The organism is Gluconobacter aidae (assembly GCF_009547075.1).
GTDB lineage: Bacteria > Pseudomonadota > Alphaproteobacteria > Acetobacterales > Acetobacteraceae > Gluconobacter > Gluconobacter aidae.
The window spans coordinates 104189-119488 of the sequence record NZ_WIPH01000006.1 but is presented as its reverse complement, the minus strand read 5'-3'; the positions used below and the strand labels follow the sequence as shown (position 1 = coordinate 119488).

13 protein-coding genes and 2 tRNA genes are annotated in these 15300 nt (G+C 62.2%); 5 read left to right on the top strand and 10 right to left on the bottom strand.

Features of this window, described 5'->3' with window-relative positions; all coding sequences use genetic code 11:
- Together GFJ39_RS04750 and guaA are read right to left on the bottom strand one after the other, a co-directional pair.
- On the bottom strand, positions 1-204 hold a 204-nt coding region (locus GFJ39_RS04750; RefSeq protein ID WP_153430256.1), incomplete at its 3' end, for an Arm DNA-binding domain-containing protein.
- A gap of 306 nt (positions 205-510) precedes the next feature.
- Complete coding sequence (gene guaA, locus GFJ39_RS04745; RefSeq protein ID WP_194285289.1) at positions 511-2112, bottom strand: glutamine-hydrolyzing GMP synthase; 1602 nt, start codon at positions 2110-2112, stop codon at positions 511-513.
- 96 nt (positions 2113-2208) lie between these two features.
- On the opposite strand from guaA, the gene GFJ39_RS04740 reads away from it, so the two are divergent.
- From GFJ39_RS04740 to GFJ39_RS04730, 3 genes are all read left to right on the top strand, one after another.
- Positions 2209-2586 carry a hypothetical protein gene (locus tag GFJ39_RS04740; RefSeq protein ID WP_153430255.1) on the top strand — a complete coding sequence of 126 codons (378 nt, stop codon included), beginning with the start codon at positions 2209-2211 and terminating at the stop codon, positions 2584-2586.
- 61 nt (positions 2587-2647) lie between these two features.
- Positions 2648-2724 (top strand) — tRNA-Arg (locus GFJ39_RS04735).
- 34 nt (positions 2725-2758) lie between these two features.
- A tRNA-Arg gene (locus tag GFJ39_RS04730) sits at positions 2759-2835 on the top strand.
- Between the two features lie 33 nt (positions 2836-2868).
- Here GFJ39_RS04730 and GFJ39_RS04725 read toward each other — a convergent pair.
- From GFJ39_RS04725 to GFJ39_RS04715, 3 genes are all read right to left on the bottom strand, one after another.
- Complete coding sequence (locus GFJ39_RS04725; protein ID WP_228391795.1) at positions 2869-3288, bottom strand: response regulator; 420 nt, start codon at positions 3286-3288, stop codon at positions 2869-2871.
- A 151-nt stretch (positions 3289-3439) separates the two neighbouring features.
- On the bottom strand, positions 3440-4135 hold the full coding sequence (locus GFJ39_RS04720; RefSeq protein WP_153430254.1) for a trypsin-like serine peptidase: 696 nt from the start codon (positions 4133-4135) through the stop codon (positions 3440-3442).
- Positions 4132-4521: a cytidine deaminase gene (locus GFJ39_RS04715; RefSeq protein WP_153430265.1), complete on the bottom strand. Its 390-nt coding sequence runs from the start codon at positions 4519-4521 to the stop codon at positions 4132-4134. The genes GFJ39_RS04720 and GFJ39_RS04715 overlap by 4 nt, the downstream gene beginning before the upstream one ends.
- A 68-nt stretch (positions 4522-4589) precedes the next feature.
- On the opposite strand from GFJ39_RS04715, the gene lysA reads away from it, so the two are divergent.
- Both lysA and GFJ39_RS04705 read left to right on the top strand, forming a co-directional pair.
- The gene (lysA, locus tag GFJ39_RS04710) at positions 4590-5942 is read left to right on the top strand and encodes a diaminopimelate decarboxylase (protein WP_153430253.1); all 1353 of its coding nucleotides are present in this window, start codon (positions 4590-4592) and stop codon (positions 5940-5942) included.
- Complete coding sequence (locus GFJ39_RS04705) at positions 5935-8613, top strand: DUF4175 domain-containing protein (RefSeq protein ID WP_153430252.1); 2679 nt, start codon at positions 5935-5937, stop codon at positions 8611-8613. The genes lysA and GFJ39_RS04705 overlap by 8 nt, the downstream gene beginning before the upstream one ends.
- 126 nt (positions 8614-8739) lie before the next feature.
- Here GFJ39_RS04705 and GFJ39_RS04700 read toward each other — a convergent pair whose 3' ends face one another.
- The 5 genes from GFJ39_RS04700 to GFJ39_RS04680 all read right to left on the bottom strand — a co-directional run bounded on the left by GFJ39_RS04700 (position 8740) and on the right by GFJ39_RS04680 (position 15075).
- On the bottom strand, positions 8740-9426 hold the full coding sequence (locus GFJ39_RS04700; RefSeq protein ID WP_153430251.1) for an HAD family acid phosphatase: 687 nt from the start codon (positions 9424-9426) through the stop codon (positions 8740-8742).
- Complete coding sequence (locus GFJ39_RS04695) at positions 9423-10589, bottom strand: MFS transporter (protein ID WP_194285288.1); 1167 nt, start codon at positions 10587-10589, stop codon at positions 9423-9425. Before GFJ39_RS04695 ends, GFJ39_RS04700 begins: the two co-directional genes overlap by 4 nt.
- 81 nt (positions 10590-10670) lie before the next feature.
- Positions 10671-11435 (bottom strand): CDP-diacylglycerol diphosphatase, encoded by a 765-nt coding sequence (locus tag GFJ39_RS04690; RefSeq protein ID WP_153430250.1) that lies wholly within the window; start codon positions 11433-11435, stop codon positions 10671-10673.
- Positions 11432-12910 (bottom strand): Ppx/GppA family phosphatase, encoded by a 1479-nt coding sequence (locus GFJ39_RS04685; RefSeq protein WP_153430249.1) that lies wholly within the window; start codon positions 12908-12910, stop codon positions 11432-11434. Before GFJ39_RS04685 ends, GFJ39_RS04690 begins: the two co-directional genes overlap by 4 nt.
- 5 nt (positions 12911-12915) lie before the next feature.
- The gene (locus GFJ39_RS04680) at positions 12916-15075 is read right to left on the bottom strand and encodes an RNA degradosome polyphosphate kinase (protein ID WP_233736000.1); all 2160 of its coding nucleotides are present in this window, start codon (positions 15073-15075) and stop codon (positions 12916-12918) included.
- Positions 15076-15300: the final 225 nt, after the last annotated feature.

The window sequence follows — 15300 nt, the reverse complement described above, 5'->3', positions numbered from 1 at the left end:
TTGCTCACGGGCTTCGGCCAGAGTGATGCCCCCAACGCCATACCGCCCAAAGGTCAGAGTCTCCTGCCTGCCGTGGATCGCATAGTTATATCGGAACGAGATGCTGCCCGCAGGCGTCACCGCGACGTACAGCCCGTCACGGTCATTCACCTTGTAAAGCTTATCCGTCGGCTTGAGATTGCGCAGTTTGGTATCAGTCAGCATCTGTTCATGGCACTCCAAACGACGATACCATGACTAAAAACCATCAAAATAATCGGATAAAATCCTTATTATTCATATGGTTGTTAAATATCGATACCATGACACCCATAGAATGCGTGACATGGTATCAACAAAAATCATGGCATCAGACTCAGTCAGTGCCACGCACTATGCCATAAAAAATAACTGCTTGGCGATACCGTTCGATGCCAGACAATGCCGGACAAAAAAACAAAAAAGCCCGCATTTCTGCGGGCTTTAAGGCACTTCCATGCCGGGCGGTGCCATTCTATGCCAGACGCGGGATCATTCCCACTCGATCGTACCGGGCGGCTTGGAAGTGATGTCGTAAGTCACGCGGTTGATACCTCGGACCTCGTTGACGATACGACCGGCCACCCGGTTCAGGAACGCGAAGTCGAACGGATAGACTTCCGCCGTCATGCCATCCGTGCTGGTCACGGCACGCAGGGCACAGGCCTGATCGTAGGTCCGGCCATCGCCCATGACGCCGACAGTGCGCACCGGAAGCAGAACCGCAAAAGCCTGCCAGATCGCATCGTACAGCCCGGCGCGGCGGATTTCCTCAAGATAGATCGCATCCACCTTGCGCAGCAGGTCCAGCTTTTCCTTGGTGACGTCACCCGGAATACGAATGGCCAGTCCCGGCCCCGGGAACGGATGCCGCCCGACGATGCTCTCCGGAATACCCAGCTCACGGCCAAGCATGCGGACCTCGTCCTTGAACAGCTCACGCAGCGGCTCCACCAGTTCCATATTCATGCGGTCCGGCAGACCACCGACGTTATGATGGGACTTGATGGTCACGGACGGACCACCCGAGAAGCTCACGCTCTCGATCACGTCCGGATACAGCGTGCCCTGAGCCAGGAACTGCGCGCCACCCAGCTTCGCGGCTTCTTCCTCGAACACCTCGATGAACAGACGGCCGATCGTCTTGCGCTTGGTCTCCGGGTCCGTCACGCCAGCCAGTTCCTTCAGGAACAGTTCGGAGGCGTCACGATGCACGAGACGGATGTTGAAGCGGCCACGGAACGTTTTGACGACCTCGTCCGCTTCGCCCGTCCGCATGATGCCCGGATCCACGAAAATGCAGGTGAGCTGATCGCCGATCGCATCATGGATCAGCTTGGCCGCAACGGAGCTGTCCACGCCACCCGACAGACCACAGATCACACGCCCCGAACCGACCTGCTTGCGGATGCGCGCGATTTCCAGCTCACGGAAACCCGCCATCGTCCACGTTCCGCTGCAACCGGAGACATTATGCGTGAAATTACGGATCAGCGCAGCGCCATGCGGCGTATGCACGACTTCCGGATGGAACTGCACGCCATACAGACGACGCCCCTCATCCGCGATGATCGCGAACGGTGCCCCTTCGGAATGGGCAACGGCACGGAAGCCCGGCGGAAGCTGCGTGACGCGGTCGCCATGGCTCATCCAGACCTGCTCACGCTTGCCGCGCGCCCAGACGCCCCGGAACAGCGAACAGTCCTCGGCGATATCAATATAGGCACGACCGAATTCACGGTGCTCGTGGTGCTCGACCTTGCCACCCAGCTTCTGGCATATCGCCTGCTGGCCATAGCAGATCCCCAGCACGGGGCGGTTCAGCGCGAAGACCACATCCGGAATCGGCGGTGCATTCTCGTCATGCACACTGGCCGGACTGCCGGACAGGATGATGCCGCGCGGATTGAAAGCGCGGATCTTTTCCTCGGTCGCCGTATACGGCCAGATTTCGCAGTAAACGCCGCTTTCGCGGACGCGACGCGCAATGAGCTGCGTCACCTGGCTACCGAAATCCAGAATGAGGATACGGTCTTCGTGAAGAGTTTCGTCAAGCTTTTCGACGGTGCTGGCGTCCTGCTGGGTCAATGTCATGGCCTCGCGTTCCGGTTTCATGGTGCCTTTTGAGGCTCTCCTATAAGGTGTTGTGTCGTCTGCGTCATCCATTCTGCAACACGGAACAGGAATAACATGCGCCTGCCAGCACTTTTCGCCCTCTCCGCCACGGCCCTGCTCGCCGCCTGCGCGGGAGCCCCCGACCCCGGCCATGACCCCGTCGGCTCCTGGGTCGGCGCTCTCGTTACGGATCAGGGCACCTGCCCGACCGAACATCCCTCGACCCTCCGGATCCGCGGCAAGGAAATCCTCTTTACGCCGGCAGACGGCTCACAGGTCCTGCACGGTACTTACACGCCCGGCAGCCAGCATTATCATGCCGAACTCGCCATGACGGATCTGAACCACCATCCCACGGCCGTCGTATTCAACGGCTACCCGGTTGGACAGGCCATTGGCGGCATTTTCGGCTCGCCTTCCTGCCGGGCCCATATCACCATGACGCGGAACTGAAATTTTTTCCAAAGCGGGGTTGTCAGGTCAGCTAAGCCTCTGTAAAACCCCGCCTCACAGCGCACCCGTAGCTCAACTGGATAGAGCACCAGACTACGAATCTGGGGGTTAGAGGTTCAAGTCCTTTCGGGTGCACCAGTCTTCTCCTGATGAAGACCTATACAATGTGTCCGCACCCGTAGCTCAACTGGATAGAGCACCAGACTACGAATCTGGGGGTTAGAGGTTCAAGTCCTTTCGGGTGCACCACATTGTCTTCTCCCGTTATAATTTAACGGCGCTTCAGTGCCTCACCTGCTCCAGACAGCGATAGACCTCGTCCCATTCATACGGCTTGGACAGGAACATCGTGCCGCCCGGCAGTTGCCCCAGATCCTGAATCCGCGTCCCCGACGTCAGAACCAGTCCGATTTCCGGACGATGCTTACGGATCAGGCGGGCAAGCGCCACACCGTCCATGTCGCCAGGCATGTTCACGTCTGAAAAGATGGTGCCAATATCCGGATTTCGGGCCAGCACCTGAAGCGCCTCGTCGGCATCAGCCGCGAGAGAGGCCTCATAGCCCGCCTCTTCCAGCATATCCGCCGCGAGAAAGCGCAAAAGCGCCTGATCCTCGACAACGAGAATATGCTTTCTGTTGACCCTTTTGGAGTCCCCACGAAATCCTCCTTTCGGAGCCGCTCGCGAGGATGTCTCCTTCATGGACATGACATACATGGCAATCACCTTCCGGGATTGAAAAACCTGTAACACCCAATCGGGCGTCCTGCCCTGTGCAACGTCACGACAGGGCTCATGTTTGCATGTGTGAATTTTTTCTGACGTGCGCCTGATGCATGGGAACCCGAAAAACTCAGTGCGGCAGCGGCGCGGCAAACCCGCCACGCCCCGACGTCGCCAGCACATCGATCCCGACAATTCCCCACTGCCCGTCAGGCTGGCGCGCAAACAACGGGCCGCCACTGTCCCCATGCGTCGCCGCGCAGTCGTGATGGATCAGCCCGTTAATGGCCAAGCCGTTGATCCGGCACGTAATATCGCCATACGGAATCTCAGGCCGGTCCTGCGGGTATCCAACCAGCATCGCCGCGGCCCCCATCTGCACCGCGCCGTACGGAACAAGATCCCCTGACAGAACCACCGGCCGATCCAGAATCAACGTGGCCCGATCCTCGGATGCGGTACCCCCTTCGTTCGCGGGATCGTATCCGGGGGCAATAACAAATCGTGTCACCTGCGCATGAAGGCGGTACCGCCCCATCGCATAGCCCATCAGAACATGAACATCCGCAGGCTGGATATAATGCCGGGTCGCAGACAGCCACAGACAATGCGCCGCCGTCAGCATCACGGTCGGCGCCACGGCAAATCCCGTACAGCGCCCGCCAAGAGACGTCTGGACGCGCCCCAAAATCCGCCATGGCGCCGTATTCACATCCACGACGCTGCGATGACTGTCCGCGCCGAGTCCCGGCAACACCACGCTCGGAGCGGCCATCGCCCCACCACCGAACAGACAGAGTATCAGCAACGCCCCGGAGCGTTTCATCCCAGATGATCCGGCCCGAACGCGTCAGGCAGCAGTTCGGCCAGCGTCCGGATCAGGAGCAGTTCCCCCTGAGGATCAATCATGTGAACCGGCAGATCTGGCAGCGCGAATTCCCGCAATTTCTGCCGGCACCCCCCGCATGGCGTGCACGGCGCAGCCCCACCCACGATCACGATTTCCTCGATACGACGTCCACCGCCCCGCACCATGGCGGCAATCGCCCCGGCCTCGGCACACGTCCCAAGCGGATAGGCAGCATTCTCGACATTGCAGCCGGAATGGACAACGCCCTCACACCGCAATGCGGCCCCCACCTGAAAGCGCGAATAGGGTGCGTAAGCACGCGAACGGGCCTCAAGGGCCTCTCGGATCAGTTCCTGTATCATGCCGACGATATTATCCCCTGCGGGTTCAGCTTGGAACATGCTTCCAAGAGCGATACGGTAGCATCATCATGAGTGCAGCGCTTCCCTCCGATCCCGCCACCGATCCGTCTTTCTCCGACATGCTGGAAACCCGTCCATCGCTGAAGATGGACGCACGGGACGGCCTGCTGTTCGAAGGCGTGCCCCTGCACGTCATCGCGGCCGCCGTCGGAACACCGTGCTGGATCACGGGCGCTGAAACGCTGCGCCGTCGCGCAAAAGCCCTGCGCGCCGCGTTCGAGGCCCGGAACCTGCCGGTGAACATGCATTTCGCCATGAAATCGCAGGACCATCAGGCCACCCTGACCATCCTGCGCCAGTGCGGCTATGGCGTGGACATCGTCAGCGGCGGCGAGATGCAACGCGCGCTCCATGCCAGGATTCAGCCCTCGGGCATCGTGTTCTCCGGCGTCGGCAAATCCGATGCGGAACTACGCGCCGCCGTCGAGCACGACATCGCACAAATCAATGTCGAAAGCGTCGAGGAACTCTACCGTCTGGACGACATCGCCCGCGCCTGTGGCCGCGTCGCGCGGGCTGCCCTGCGCGTCAATCCGGACGTGGACGCCGACACCCATGACAAGATCTCCACGGGCCGCGCCGGAGACAAGTTCGGCATCGAGCATCGCCGCGCCGTCGCCCTCTATGGTGAAGCTGCCAGCCTGAAAAACGTCCGCATCGTCGGTCTGGCCGTCCATCTGGGCAGCCAGATGCTCACCGCCGGTCCCTTCCGCGAGGGCTATGCCCGACTGGCCGACATGGTCCGCGAGATCCGCGCCGCCGGTCACACCGTCGAGGCCGTGGACTGTGGCGGGGGCCTCGGCATCCGCTACCGGGACGAAATCGCGCCCTCGCCGGACATGCTTGCTGGCGTCATCGCCGAAACACTGGGCGATCTCGATGTCCGGCTCAGCATCGAACCCGGCCGCTGGCTCTCCGCCCCCACCGGCATCCTGCTGACCCGCGTGATCGAGACCAAAGCCGGCAATCCGGATTTCGTCGTACTCGACGCCGCCATGAATGATCTGGCCCGCCCATCTCTTTATGAATCGTGGCACGGCATCATGCCCGTCGCCCCGAGCGGCCTGACCAATCCTACGAAACTCTGGGATATCGTCGGCCCGGTCTGTGAAAGCAGCGACATCTTCGCCCGCGACCGCGCCCTGCCTGTGGACACGAAGCGCGGCGACCTGATCGCCCTGCTCGATACCGGCGCTTACGGCTCGGTCATGAGTTCAACCTACAATACCCGCCCGCTTGCGGCGCAGGTTCTGATCGACAACGGAAAATGGGAGATCATCCGCCAGCGCCAGAGCGTTGCGGAACTGATCGCGGCCGAAACCGTTCCGGAATGGCTGGCAGCCAAGGACGATCATGGCTGAGTCAAACCCGACCCTCCACCTCAAAACCCTGCGCCGGAAAGCCCAGCGTGTCCTGTGGTGGGAACGCGCCTGGGAGCCCCTGCGCTGGCCCCTGCTGCTGGTCACGTTCTACGTTCTGGCCTGCCTTGCGCGTATCCCCCAGTCCCTGCCGGACTGGCTGCATGCCCTGCTGGAAATCGGCGTTCTCGGCACGGCCCTGTGGCTGACCATCACCGGCCTGCGCCGCGTGCCTCCCGTCAGCATTCCCGTGGCCGACCGCCGGATCGAGCATGATTCCAAACTCGCCTGCCAGCCGCTCCTCAGCCTGACCGACCGGCCGGCTTTCGCGGGAAATGGCGAGCAATCGGCCATCTGGTCCCGTCATGTCGAGCGCGTCACAGCCTCGCTCGGCCCCCTTCGCGTTGGCCTTCCCCATCCAGAAACCAGCCTGCACGAACGGCTCGCGCTCATTGCCGTCCCGCTGGCCATCGTGGTTGCGGCCATTCTCGGCGGTACGCATACCCCCTCGCGCCTGCACGCAGGGCTGATTCCCGGCGTGGACGATGACAGCATTCCGCTCCCCACCCTTCAGGCCTGGATCGACCGTCCGTCCTACGCGCCCGGCGCGCCGATTTTCCTTTCCGCCACGGGCCACAATACGCTTGACGTTCCGCAGGGCGCCATTCTGAACGCCACCATCACCGGCGCGCATGGAAAACCCGCCCTGCACGGAATCGCCTCGCCTGAACAGAACAGGCTGGACGCTGAAAGCTGGAACAGCCACGGCACACTCCAGCAGTCCGGCACCATCAGTATCGTCGTCCGTGGCCGGACCCTCGGCTCATGGCGCGTTAAAGTCGAACCCGACCTGCCGCCCACCGTCACCTGGGACGGCAAACCCGGTCCACAGAAAAACGACTGGCGCACCGGCCTGCCCTGGCACGTCCATCAGACCTATGGCGTCGCCTCGCTTGAAGCCGAGATCAACCTTCCCGGCCTGACCCGAGGCCGCATCCTGCGCGTTCCCATCCCGCTCGACGGACAGCCCAGGGACGCGAAAGGTGTCGCCACGCCAGACCTTTCCTCCGACCCGTTTGCCGGAATGGAAGTCGAAGGCCGCCTGCATGCCAAGAGCGCTTCAGGCCGTGAAAGCCGCAGCGATATCGTCAAATTCCAGATCGCCGCCCGCAAGTTCACCGATCCGCTGGCCCGCGCTCTCGTTGCCCTGCGCCGCCGCCTCATGCTCGGACAGGAACGCGCCTCGAAGGCCGCAGCCGAACTGAACCTCCTGACGCAGACCACCGACGAACGCGCCATTCTCGCAACCCTCGGCCTTGAGATTGCTTCGCTCCAGAAAGACGCCCCAGATGGCTCAGCGGCCCGTGTCCCCGGGGAACTCTGGGCACTGGCTCTCTATCTGGACGATCTGCGCCGCGACGGACCTGAAATCGCCGATGCCGCCGCCGAAGTCCGCGCGGCCCAGCAGGGCGTGCAGCAGCAGCTCGACCACATGCGCGACCTCGGCGACAAGGGCCATACCCTTCCCGAACAGGAAGAACTCCAGCGCCGCACACAGGCTCTCAAGGATGCCCTGAACCGCCGGATGCAGCTTCTGTTCTCGCGCGCGGCCCAGAGCGGCATCGTCATGCCGCAGTCCGGCACCAGCTCGGCCGATCCGTTCTCGGACGAAATGCGCCGTCTCCAGTCCGAAGCCAATCAGGGCCACGGGGACGAGGCTCTCAAACGGCTTCAGCAGATGGAAGACATGGCAGAGCGCATGCGTCAGGCCAGCCCCGAGGATCTCAAAGCACTCGCCGAGCAGATGAAGGCACAGGCCGAAGCCCGGGCGCAGCGCGCGGCCCTGCATGATCTCGTCCACCGCGAGACGACCCTGCTCGATCACACGCAGTCCCGCCTTTCCGCCGCCCGTAAGGCCGCGGCTCCCGCCGACGATGGCAGCCATCCGGATATCAGCCAGATGTCCACGGCCGATCTGCTCCGCCAGCTCGGCATGCAGCCTCCACCCGGCATGGACCAACCTACGGACGCCAAACCACCCGCTCCGGTCGATCCCGCCACAGTCGCCTCCCAGTCCGACGGACGCCGTGCGGACCATGCGCTGCAACACGCCCTTCAGCGTGTGAACGACATCCTGAGCCGCCGCGTCAAGGACCTGACCGGCAAGCCCGCCACGGCCTTCGACAAGGCCAGAACGGACATGCAAAGCGCCCGCAAAGCCCTCGCGGACCGCAAGGACGCCGAGGCCCAGACCGCCGAGCAGAAAGTGCTGGCAGACCTCTCCGAAGCCGGAAAACAGATGCGCCAGAACCAGAAATCCGGCGGCTCCGGCAAGGGCGGACAGGGAGGTGGCAGTCTGAGCTTCATTCCGTCCGGTGGCGCAGGCGGCTCCGGCAAGCCACAGCATGGCGCGAAAGGCCAGCAGGGCGATGACGGCGACCAGCCTCAGGCCGGTGACGAAGACGGTGATGACGACGATCAGAAAGATCAGGACCCGCTGGGCCGCAAACTGGGCGAAGGGGACAAGGGCAAGGATTCCGACGCCCATATCCCGGACAAGAGCGCCCGTGACCGCGCCCGCGACATTGAACGCGGACTCCGCCGCCGCGCCTCGGACCGCACCCGCCCGCAAAGCGAACTGGACTATCTGGAACGGCTCCTCAAATCGTTCTGACACAAAAAAAGCCCGGTGCCGTCATGGCACCGGGCTTTTTCAGAACCAGCTTTCAGAAACCGCATACGCTCCCAGTTTCCGACAAGAAGAAGCGTAAGAACCGGGCGGAGCGTATAATATTTTTCGTTACGGAATGCGATAGAAGGGATTGGGCAGAAGAAAACCCTTTTCCGCATAACCACCGCTCAGATCGGACGGCTGGTCCCCGAGGCTTGCAATGATCGTATAGCCCTTGCGTTCGATCCGCCCGCGCGTCGGCGTCTTGTATAGTGCCGCATAACCATGAGATGTCATCGGCCGTAGATACAGCCCGTCCCAGCGCCGGATTCCCGCCAGATGCAGGTTCCGCTCCGTGGCCTCACGCTCGTCCTCATGCCGTCCCGTCACGAAAAATACCGCGACATGATGGGCCTGCGCGTCCTCGATCAACGCCCGCGTGGACGCAAAAGCAGGCGCGCGGCCACTCTTCTCCCAGGCATCCGCACCACACGGCCCCTTGGGCAGCGCATCACACGGACCGGCCGCGATATACCCGAAGCCGTCGGCCCGGATCTCGTCCCAGTTGGACAGCGTCGTCTCGTCAATATCGAGAACAATCGCAGGACGGCGGGTCTTCGGCGCCGTCTGGTCAATCCACTGGCGCGCCTGCGCGATAACGGCATCGAAATCACGCTGATAGTCGCCACTGTCGTGATAGGCGCTGGCGGCCAGAATGGCATCACCCACATTCGCGGGCTGTGCGGCCATGGCAGCCAGAGGCGTCATGGCGCCGCCGACAAACAGGCTGGTGGCAAGCAGGAGAGAGCGGATCATGGAGGGGCCACCTTTCGTGACAGAAGAACAAGACCGACCCCGACCAGCGCCAGAGCCGTCCCTATGACGGAGACTCCGCCATAGCCCAACCCCATCGACAGCGCGATACCACCCAGCGCCGCACCAATCGCATTGCCGAGATTGAACGCCCCGATATTCATGGACGACGCCAGAGCCGGCGCATCATGCGCGGCCTGCATCACCCGCATCTGAAGCGCGGGCATCAGCGAAAACGTGGACGCTCCCCAGACAAGCGATGCAAACAATGCGCCCGGCACGGTCTGCGCCATCCAGGGGAAAATCAGCATGATGACGCCAAGGATCGGGAAAAAGACCAGCAGGCTCCCGTCCAGAGACTTGTCCGCGCTCCGTCCACCCACGGCATTACCGATGGAGAACCCGACACCCGTGAGCATCAGCGCCACGGTAATGACCGTCGGGCTGGCATGGGTGATATGTTCAAGGATCGGCGCGATATAGGTGTAGAGGACGAACATCGCCCCTGCCCCGATCGCCGTCGTCAGCAGCGCCAGAAGCACGTTGCCCTTCACGAGAACCCGCAACTCCCGCCCGACTTCCGGCGGCGGAGCAGCTTCACGAGCCGGCAGGGCAAACCTTACAGCCAGCATGGTCACGAGCCCCAGCATGGCCGTCACTCCGAACGCACTGTGCCAGCCGAAATTCAGCCCGAGCCATGTCATCGCCGGTACGCCGATAATATTGGCGATTGTCAGCCCCATGAACATGGACGCCACCGCGCTCGCCCGACGCGAGGGCGCGACAGACAGCGAGGCCTCCACAGCCCCCAGACCGAAGAAAGCCCCATGAGCCAGACTGGTCAGCACCCGCGCGGCAAATAACAGGTCATAGCTGCCGGAAACGGCGGAAAGCAGGTTTCCCGCCACATACAGCCCCATCAACAGAATCAGGGCCAGCTTGCGCCGGAAACGCGCCATCAGCAGCGTGATGACGGGCGCACCGACCATCACGCCCATCGCATAGGCCGTCACCAGACCTCCAGCCTTGGGCACGCTGACCTGAAGACCATGGGCGATGACGGGCAGAAGGCCCATCGGAGTAAATTCTGTCGTGCCAATGGCAAAGGCGCCAACGGCGAGCGACAGCAGGGGCCAGTTTGGTGGCGATTTCGCTGCCAGTTTCAAGACCGGTCTCCGGGAATGCAGATTGTTCGAGAATGATCGAACCCTGCCATATCCAGAATGCCAGAACAACCAAAAGTTGTTTTACATCATGCCGTTGGGATGCTCGCCCATGTCCATGCCATCCATGATCATGGCTTTGTGGCGCGGATCATCGAGATGGCAGGCATGATCCTGAAGTTCCTCGCCCGAGCCGTGGTCGAGGACATGGGCCATGTCGTCGAGCAGGATGAACCCGCCATGCTTCGCCGGCGTGACGACAAGCGTGTGGATGGACATGTCATCGACCGCAATCACCCGGAACGGCGACGGGTCCAGCGACGCCACGATCCTCGCCCGATAGGGATGACCATAGAGCGAGACCAGAGACCAGGTTTCGGTGATCATGTTCTTGTCGAGTTCGGCGCGGGCATAGGCCGTCAGACAGTCCAGATGGATGTGCAACTGATCCTGCGTCCGTCCCGGACGTGAATTGATAGCCATCGACAGATGGGCGTCCGGGATCGCGAACCCGTAGGACTGCGCCACATGCCCACGCTCTGCCCAGGCTTCGGCGAAATAATTCGGCGTCTCGGGCTTCAGCAGAACAGGGTCTTCAACACCCGGAACCTTCTGCGTCGGGATCACGAGATACTGTCCGCGACCGACATGGTCCTTGAGGAGCGCGTAGCCATCCTTCTCGTCATAGACCGTGCAGGGCTTGTGGGCGCTATCCGACGCACACCGTCCGTGCACGACTTTCCACAGCGCATCCCGGTCATGGGACTTGCCACATCCTGACAGCCCGAACACAACCGCCGCCGCCAGAAAACCAACCCTGGCCGTCGTCCCGTAATTCCGCAAACTCATTCTTCCCTTACCTGACATTGAAGCTGCATCGCAGCCGCCAGCCTCTCGAAACGACGGCGGACCGCACTGCCCGCCGCCCGGACACTGCGCGCGCCCAGAACCAGCACGAGCGTTCCGTCTTCCACAAGGAGCCTGCACTCATCCAGCAGGACCTTCGTCCCCGCACAGAGTGTATACGCCAACCGGAGCGCCAGACCCAACTGTACGGCACGCTCGATTTCCGAACGTGACAGAAGCTGCCGGGAAGGTTCGATCAGGGGAGAGTCCATCGAGACTTCGTAACGCACCGCCAGCGTCAGCCCGATGAAGGCCCGCGCGCTGTGATCGAAACCTACGCCATGCCCATACATCACCCGTCGATAGGTCTGTTCGACCCGATATTCCGGGTGATCGTAAGAGCCGATATCGGAAAGCATGCACGCCAGCTCGCGCAGCCGCTTCTGGGTCCGCGTCTCGTCGCGAAACAGCGGCGCCGTCCAACTCACCAGCGCTTCAGCCAGCGACGCACTGCGCGCCAGACGATTGGCCATCTCCGCCGCCAGATCCGTCATCGGATCGAGATCCGCGACCGAAGACGCCACATGGCGCATGTACCAGCCCTCGCGCAGCCCATCGACGCTGAACACGACCTTGGACGGACGGACACGCTCCATCAGGCACCGCAGCACGACGGCCGCAAACGGCGCATCCGCCAGACGCTTGCGCGGCGCGCCCGGCATTTTCTCAAGGGTCCGGCGCGGGGAGCTGATGACCCAGTCCGCCATCTCCCGCGCTTCCCCCTCCGAGAGGGTAAAGAGATGCACGAGGTTCAACGGGTACTGCGTCCGCGCGATCTGCAGGCGCGCCAGAGCCCGGAATGCCCCGCCCACCAGATAAAGCGGCCGCCCCGTCATGCCCGGAAGCCAGTTCACGGCCGCCAGAAGTTCGTTCGCGATTTCAGCCGCCCGCTCGATGCTGCCCTTCGCACGGTCATGCAGCCGGATCACACCCAGCTTGGTCGTCACCGCCTCGAAATACTGACCATCAGCCACATGGATCAGTTCCAGAGAACCACCCCCGATATCGGCTACCAGACCGTTCGCTTCGGGCAGCCCGCACAACACGCCCCGCGCCGCGTAATCGGCTTCTTCGGTCCCTTCCAGAACCCGGATCGGCACGCCAGGCATCCGGGCACGGATGGCATCCACGAAGTCCGGACCGTTGGACGCGTCGCGGACAGCCGCCGTGGCGAGAACCTCGAAAGGCTCGGCGCCCATGGCACGCGCGACGGTGTGGAAGCGCCCCAGAACGTCCATCGCCAGCGCCACACCCTCGTCATTGAGACGGCCCGTCGCATCCAGCCCCCGCCCCAGCCTGAGTGTGACCTTCTCGTTGAAGATCGGAAGGGGATTGCGCGTGACCCCTTCAAAAACAACCAGCCGGACCGAGTTTGAACCGAGATCGACAATGGCGGAACGCTGTGAAGATGAGGACATGCAGATCAGTCTTCCAGAATCCTGTCGGGCCGCTCACGGGGGCGATGCGCCTCCGGAAGGACCTTCTCCCGCGCGGCCGAGCCTCGGCCGGACAGGGACGGATTGTTCATGAAGTATTCGTGGGCGGAGAAAGGATGTGCGCCCGGCGAAACCCGATGCCAGTAGCCGTCCCTCGTGAGCGTCCAGCTCTGAAGGTTGTCCTTGATGTTCATCGTCATGATCTGGCCAAGAATCTGCGCATGGACCGTCGGGTTCGTGATGGGCACCATGGCTTCTACCCTCCAGTCCATGTTCCGCACCATCCAGTCTGCGGAAGAAATGAAAACTTTTGCCTTGTGAGACGGCATCCGATGCCCGTTTCCGAAGGCAAAAACCCGCGCATGTTCCAGAAAACGCCCGACAATCGACTTGATCTCGATATTATCCGAAAGCCCCGGCACACCCGGCCGCAGACAGCAGATTCCGCGGATGATTCCGATGATCTTCACCCCGGCCTGCGAGGCTTCGTACAGTTTGTCGATCAGTTCGGCATCCACAAGGCTGTTCATTTTCAGCCAGATCCGCCCCGGCCGCCCCGCCTTCGCATGGTCGATTTCATCATGGATCAGTTGTTCGAGCGTCGAGCGGATCGTGATGGGCGAAAACGCCAGCGCATCCATCTTTTCCGGGATCGCATAGCCCGTCATGTAATTGAACAGACGCGCCGAATCCGATGCCAGCTTCGGATCACAGGTAAAGAACGACAGATCCGTATAAATCCGTGCCGTGATCGGATGGTAATTCCCCGTCCCGAAATGCGCATAGGACCGCAGAGACCCGTTCTCACGACGGACCACAAGACTCAGCTTGGCATGCGTCTTGAGATGCGCAAACCCGAACACGACCTGCACGCCCGCCGCCTCCAGCGCACGGGACAGGCGGATATTGGCTTCTTCATCAAACCGCGCCCGCAGCTCGACCATCGCCGTAACCGACTTGCCGGCTTCCGCCGCCTCGATCAGCGCATGCACGATCGGACTGTCGCGGGACGTCCGATACAACGTCTGCTTGATCGCCAGCACGTTCGGATCGAGCGCCGCCTGACGCAGGAACTGCACCACGACGTCGAAGCTCTCGAACGGATGATGGACCAGCATGTCCTTCGCCCGGATCGCCGCGAAACAGTCACCGTCATAATCCAGAACACGCTCGGGAAAGCGCGGCGTGTAAGGCGGGAACACCAGATCCGGGCGGTCATCGACGATGAGCTGCTTGAGATCGGTCACACCCACAAAACACGGCAGGACGACCACGTCCTCTTCGCCCACGCCCAGCTCTTCCCCCATCTCGCGGCCCAGCGCCTCAGGCAGCTTGCGGTCCAGCGCAAGGTGGATGCACACGCCGCGACGACGCTGTTTCAGTGCGGTCTCGTAGGATCGCACCAGATCCTCGGCCTCGTCCTCGAACTCCACATCCGTATCGCGGATCACGCGCAGCACACCCGCTGCCCCGATTGCCAGCCCCGGAAACAACCGCCCGGCAAACAGCGTGATCAGATCTTCGAGCAGCACAAACCGGATCTGGTCCGGCGTCTCCTGCCCTTCCTTCAGACGCGCCGGCAGTCGCAGGAAACGGGGCACCTGCGCCGGCAGCAGGATCAGACCATCCATGACATGCATGGAGGAGGCCGGGTCCTTGAGCCGCATCAGCAGCGCCAGCCCCATATTGGGAATGAACGGCAGCGGATGGGACGGATCAACCGCCATCGGCGTCAGAACCGGAAAAACCCGCTCGTCAAACAGCGTGGACAGTTGCGCCAGATCGGTCTCGTCCAGGGAGTCGGTCGGCAGGATGACGATCCCCGCCTCCTTCAGCTCCCCTTCCAGCACATGCCAGACACGCTGCTGCTCGGCCAGAAGATGCCGGGCCTTCTGCCGCACCTGAGCAAGCTGCTGGGCCGGCGTCAGCCCGTCAGGACTGCGGACGACCGTTCCCTCGCGCACCTGCCCCACCAGGCCAGCCACACGCACGGAATAGAACTCGTCAAGATTGCTGGAACTGATGGACAGAAACCGCACCCGCTCCAGCAGCGGATTGCGGGGGTTTTCCGCCTCATCGATGACGCGCTGGTTGAAGTCCAGCCAGGACAGCTCCCGGTTCAGAAACCGCTCTGGCGATGTCGGCATATGCGCATAGTCTTCAGCCTTGGCGGCAGCAGTCTGACGACGTCGGCTACGGTTCCGCACCGGGGTCACGGCATTGCGGGGTTTGCGGGGGGAACGGCGGCGCGGAGCAGGCCGGGAATCTTCACTCGTCACGATGGGGTCTTCCGGAACACACAGAAATACGGATCGTATAAAAAGTCATGCCGCGGGATAGGCATGTCAAACGGAGTTTTTGTGTCATTCCAT

Excerpts from the sequence above, each read along its gene's own strand:
- guaA (WP_194285289.1), bottom strand. The coding sequence starts at position 2,112 with ATGACATTGACCCAGCAGGACGCCAGCACCGTCGAAAAGCTTGACGAA.
- GFJ39_RS04740 (WP_153430255.1), top strand. The coding sequence starts at position 2,209 with ATGCGCCTGCCAGCACTTTTCGCCCTCTCCGCCACGGCCCTGCTCGCC.
- GFJ39_RS04725 (WP_228391795.1), bottom strand. The coding sequence starts at position 3,288 with ATGAAGGAGACATCCTCGCGAGCGGCTCCGAAAGGAGGATTTCGTGGG.
- GFJ39_RS04720 (WP_153430254.1), bottom strand. The coding sequence starts at position 4,135 with ATGAAACGCTCCGGGGCGTTGCTGATACTCTGTCTGTTCGGTGGTGGG.
- GFJ39_RS04715 (WP_153430265.1), bottom strand. The coding sequence starts at position 4,521 with ATGATACAGGAACTGATCCGAGAGGCCCTTGAGGCCCGTTCGCGTGCT.
- lysA (WP_153430253.1), top strand. The coding sequence starts at position 4,590 with ATGAGTGCAGCGCTTCCCTCCGATCCCGCCACCGATCCGTCTTTCTCC.
- GFJ39_RS04705 (WP_153430252.1), top strand. The coding sequence starts at position 5,935 with ATGGCTGAGTCAAACCCGACCCTCCACCTCAAAACCCTGCGCCGGAAA.
- GFJ39_RS04700 (WP_153430251.1), bottom strand. The coding sequence starts at position 9,426 with ATGATCCGCTCTCTCCTGCTTGCCACCAGCCTGTTTGTCGGCGGCGCC.
- GFJ39_RS04690 (WP_153430250.1), bottom strand. The coding sequence starts at position 11,435 with ATGAGTTTGCGGAATTACGGGACGACGGCCAGGGTTGGTTTTCTGGCG.
- GFJ39_RS04685 (WP_153430249.1), bottom strand. The coding sequence starts at position 12,910 with ATGTCCTCATCTTCACAGCGTTCCGCCATTGTCGATCTCGGTTCAAAC.
- GFJ39_RS04680 (WP_233736000.1), bottom strand. The coding sequence starts at position 15,075 with ATGCCGACATCGCCAGAGCGGTTTCTGAACCGGGAGCTGTCCTGGCTG.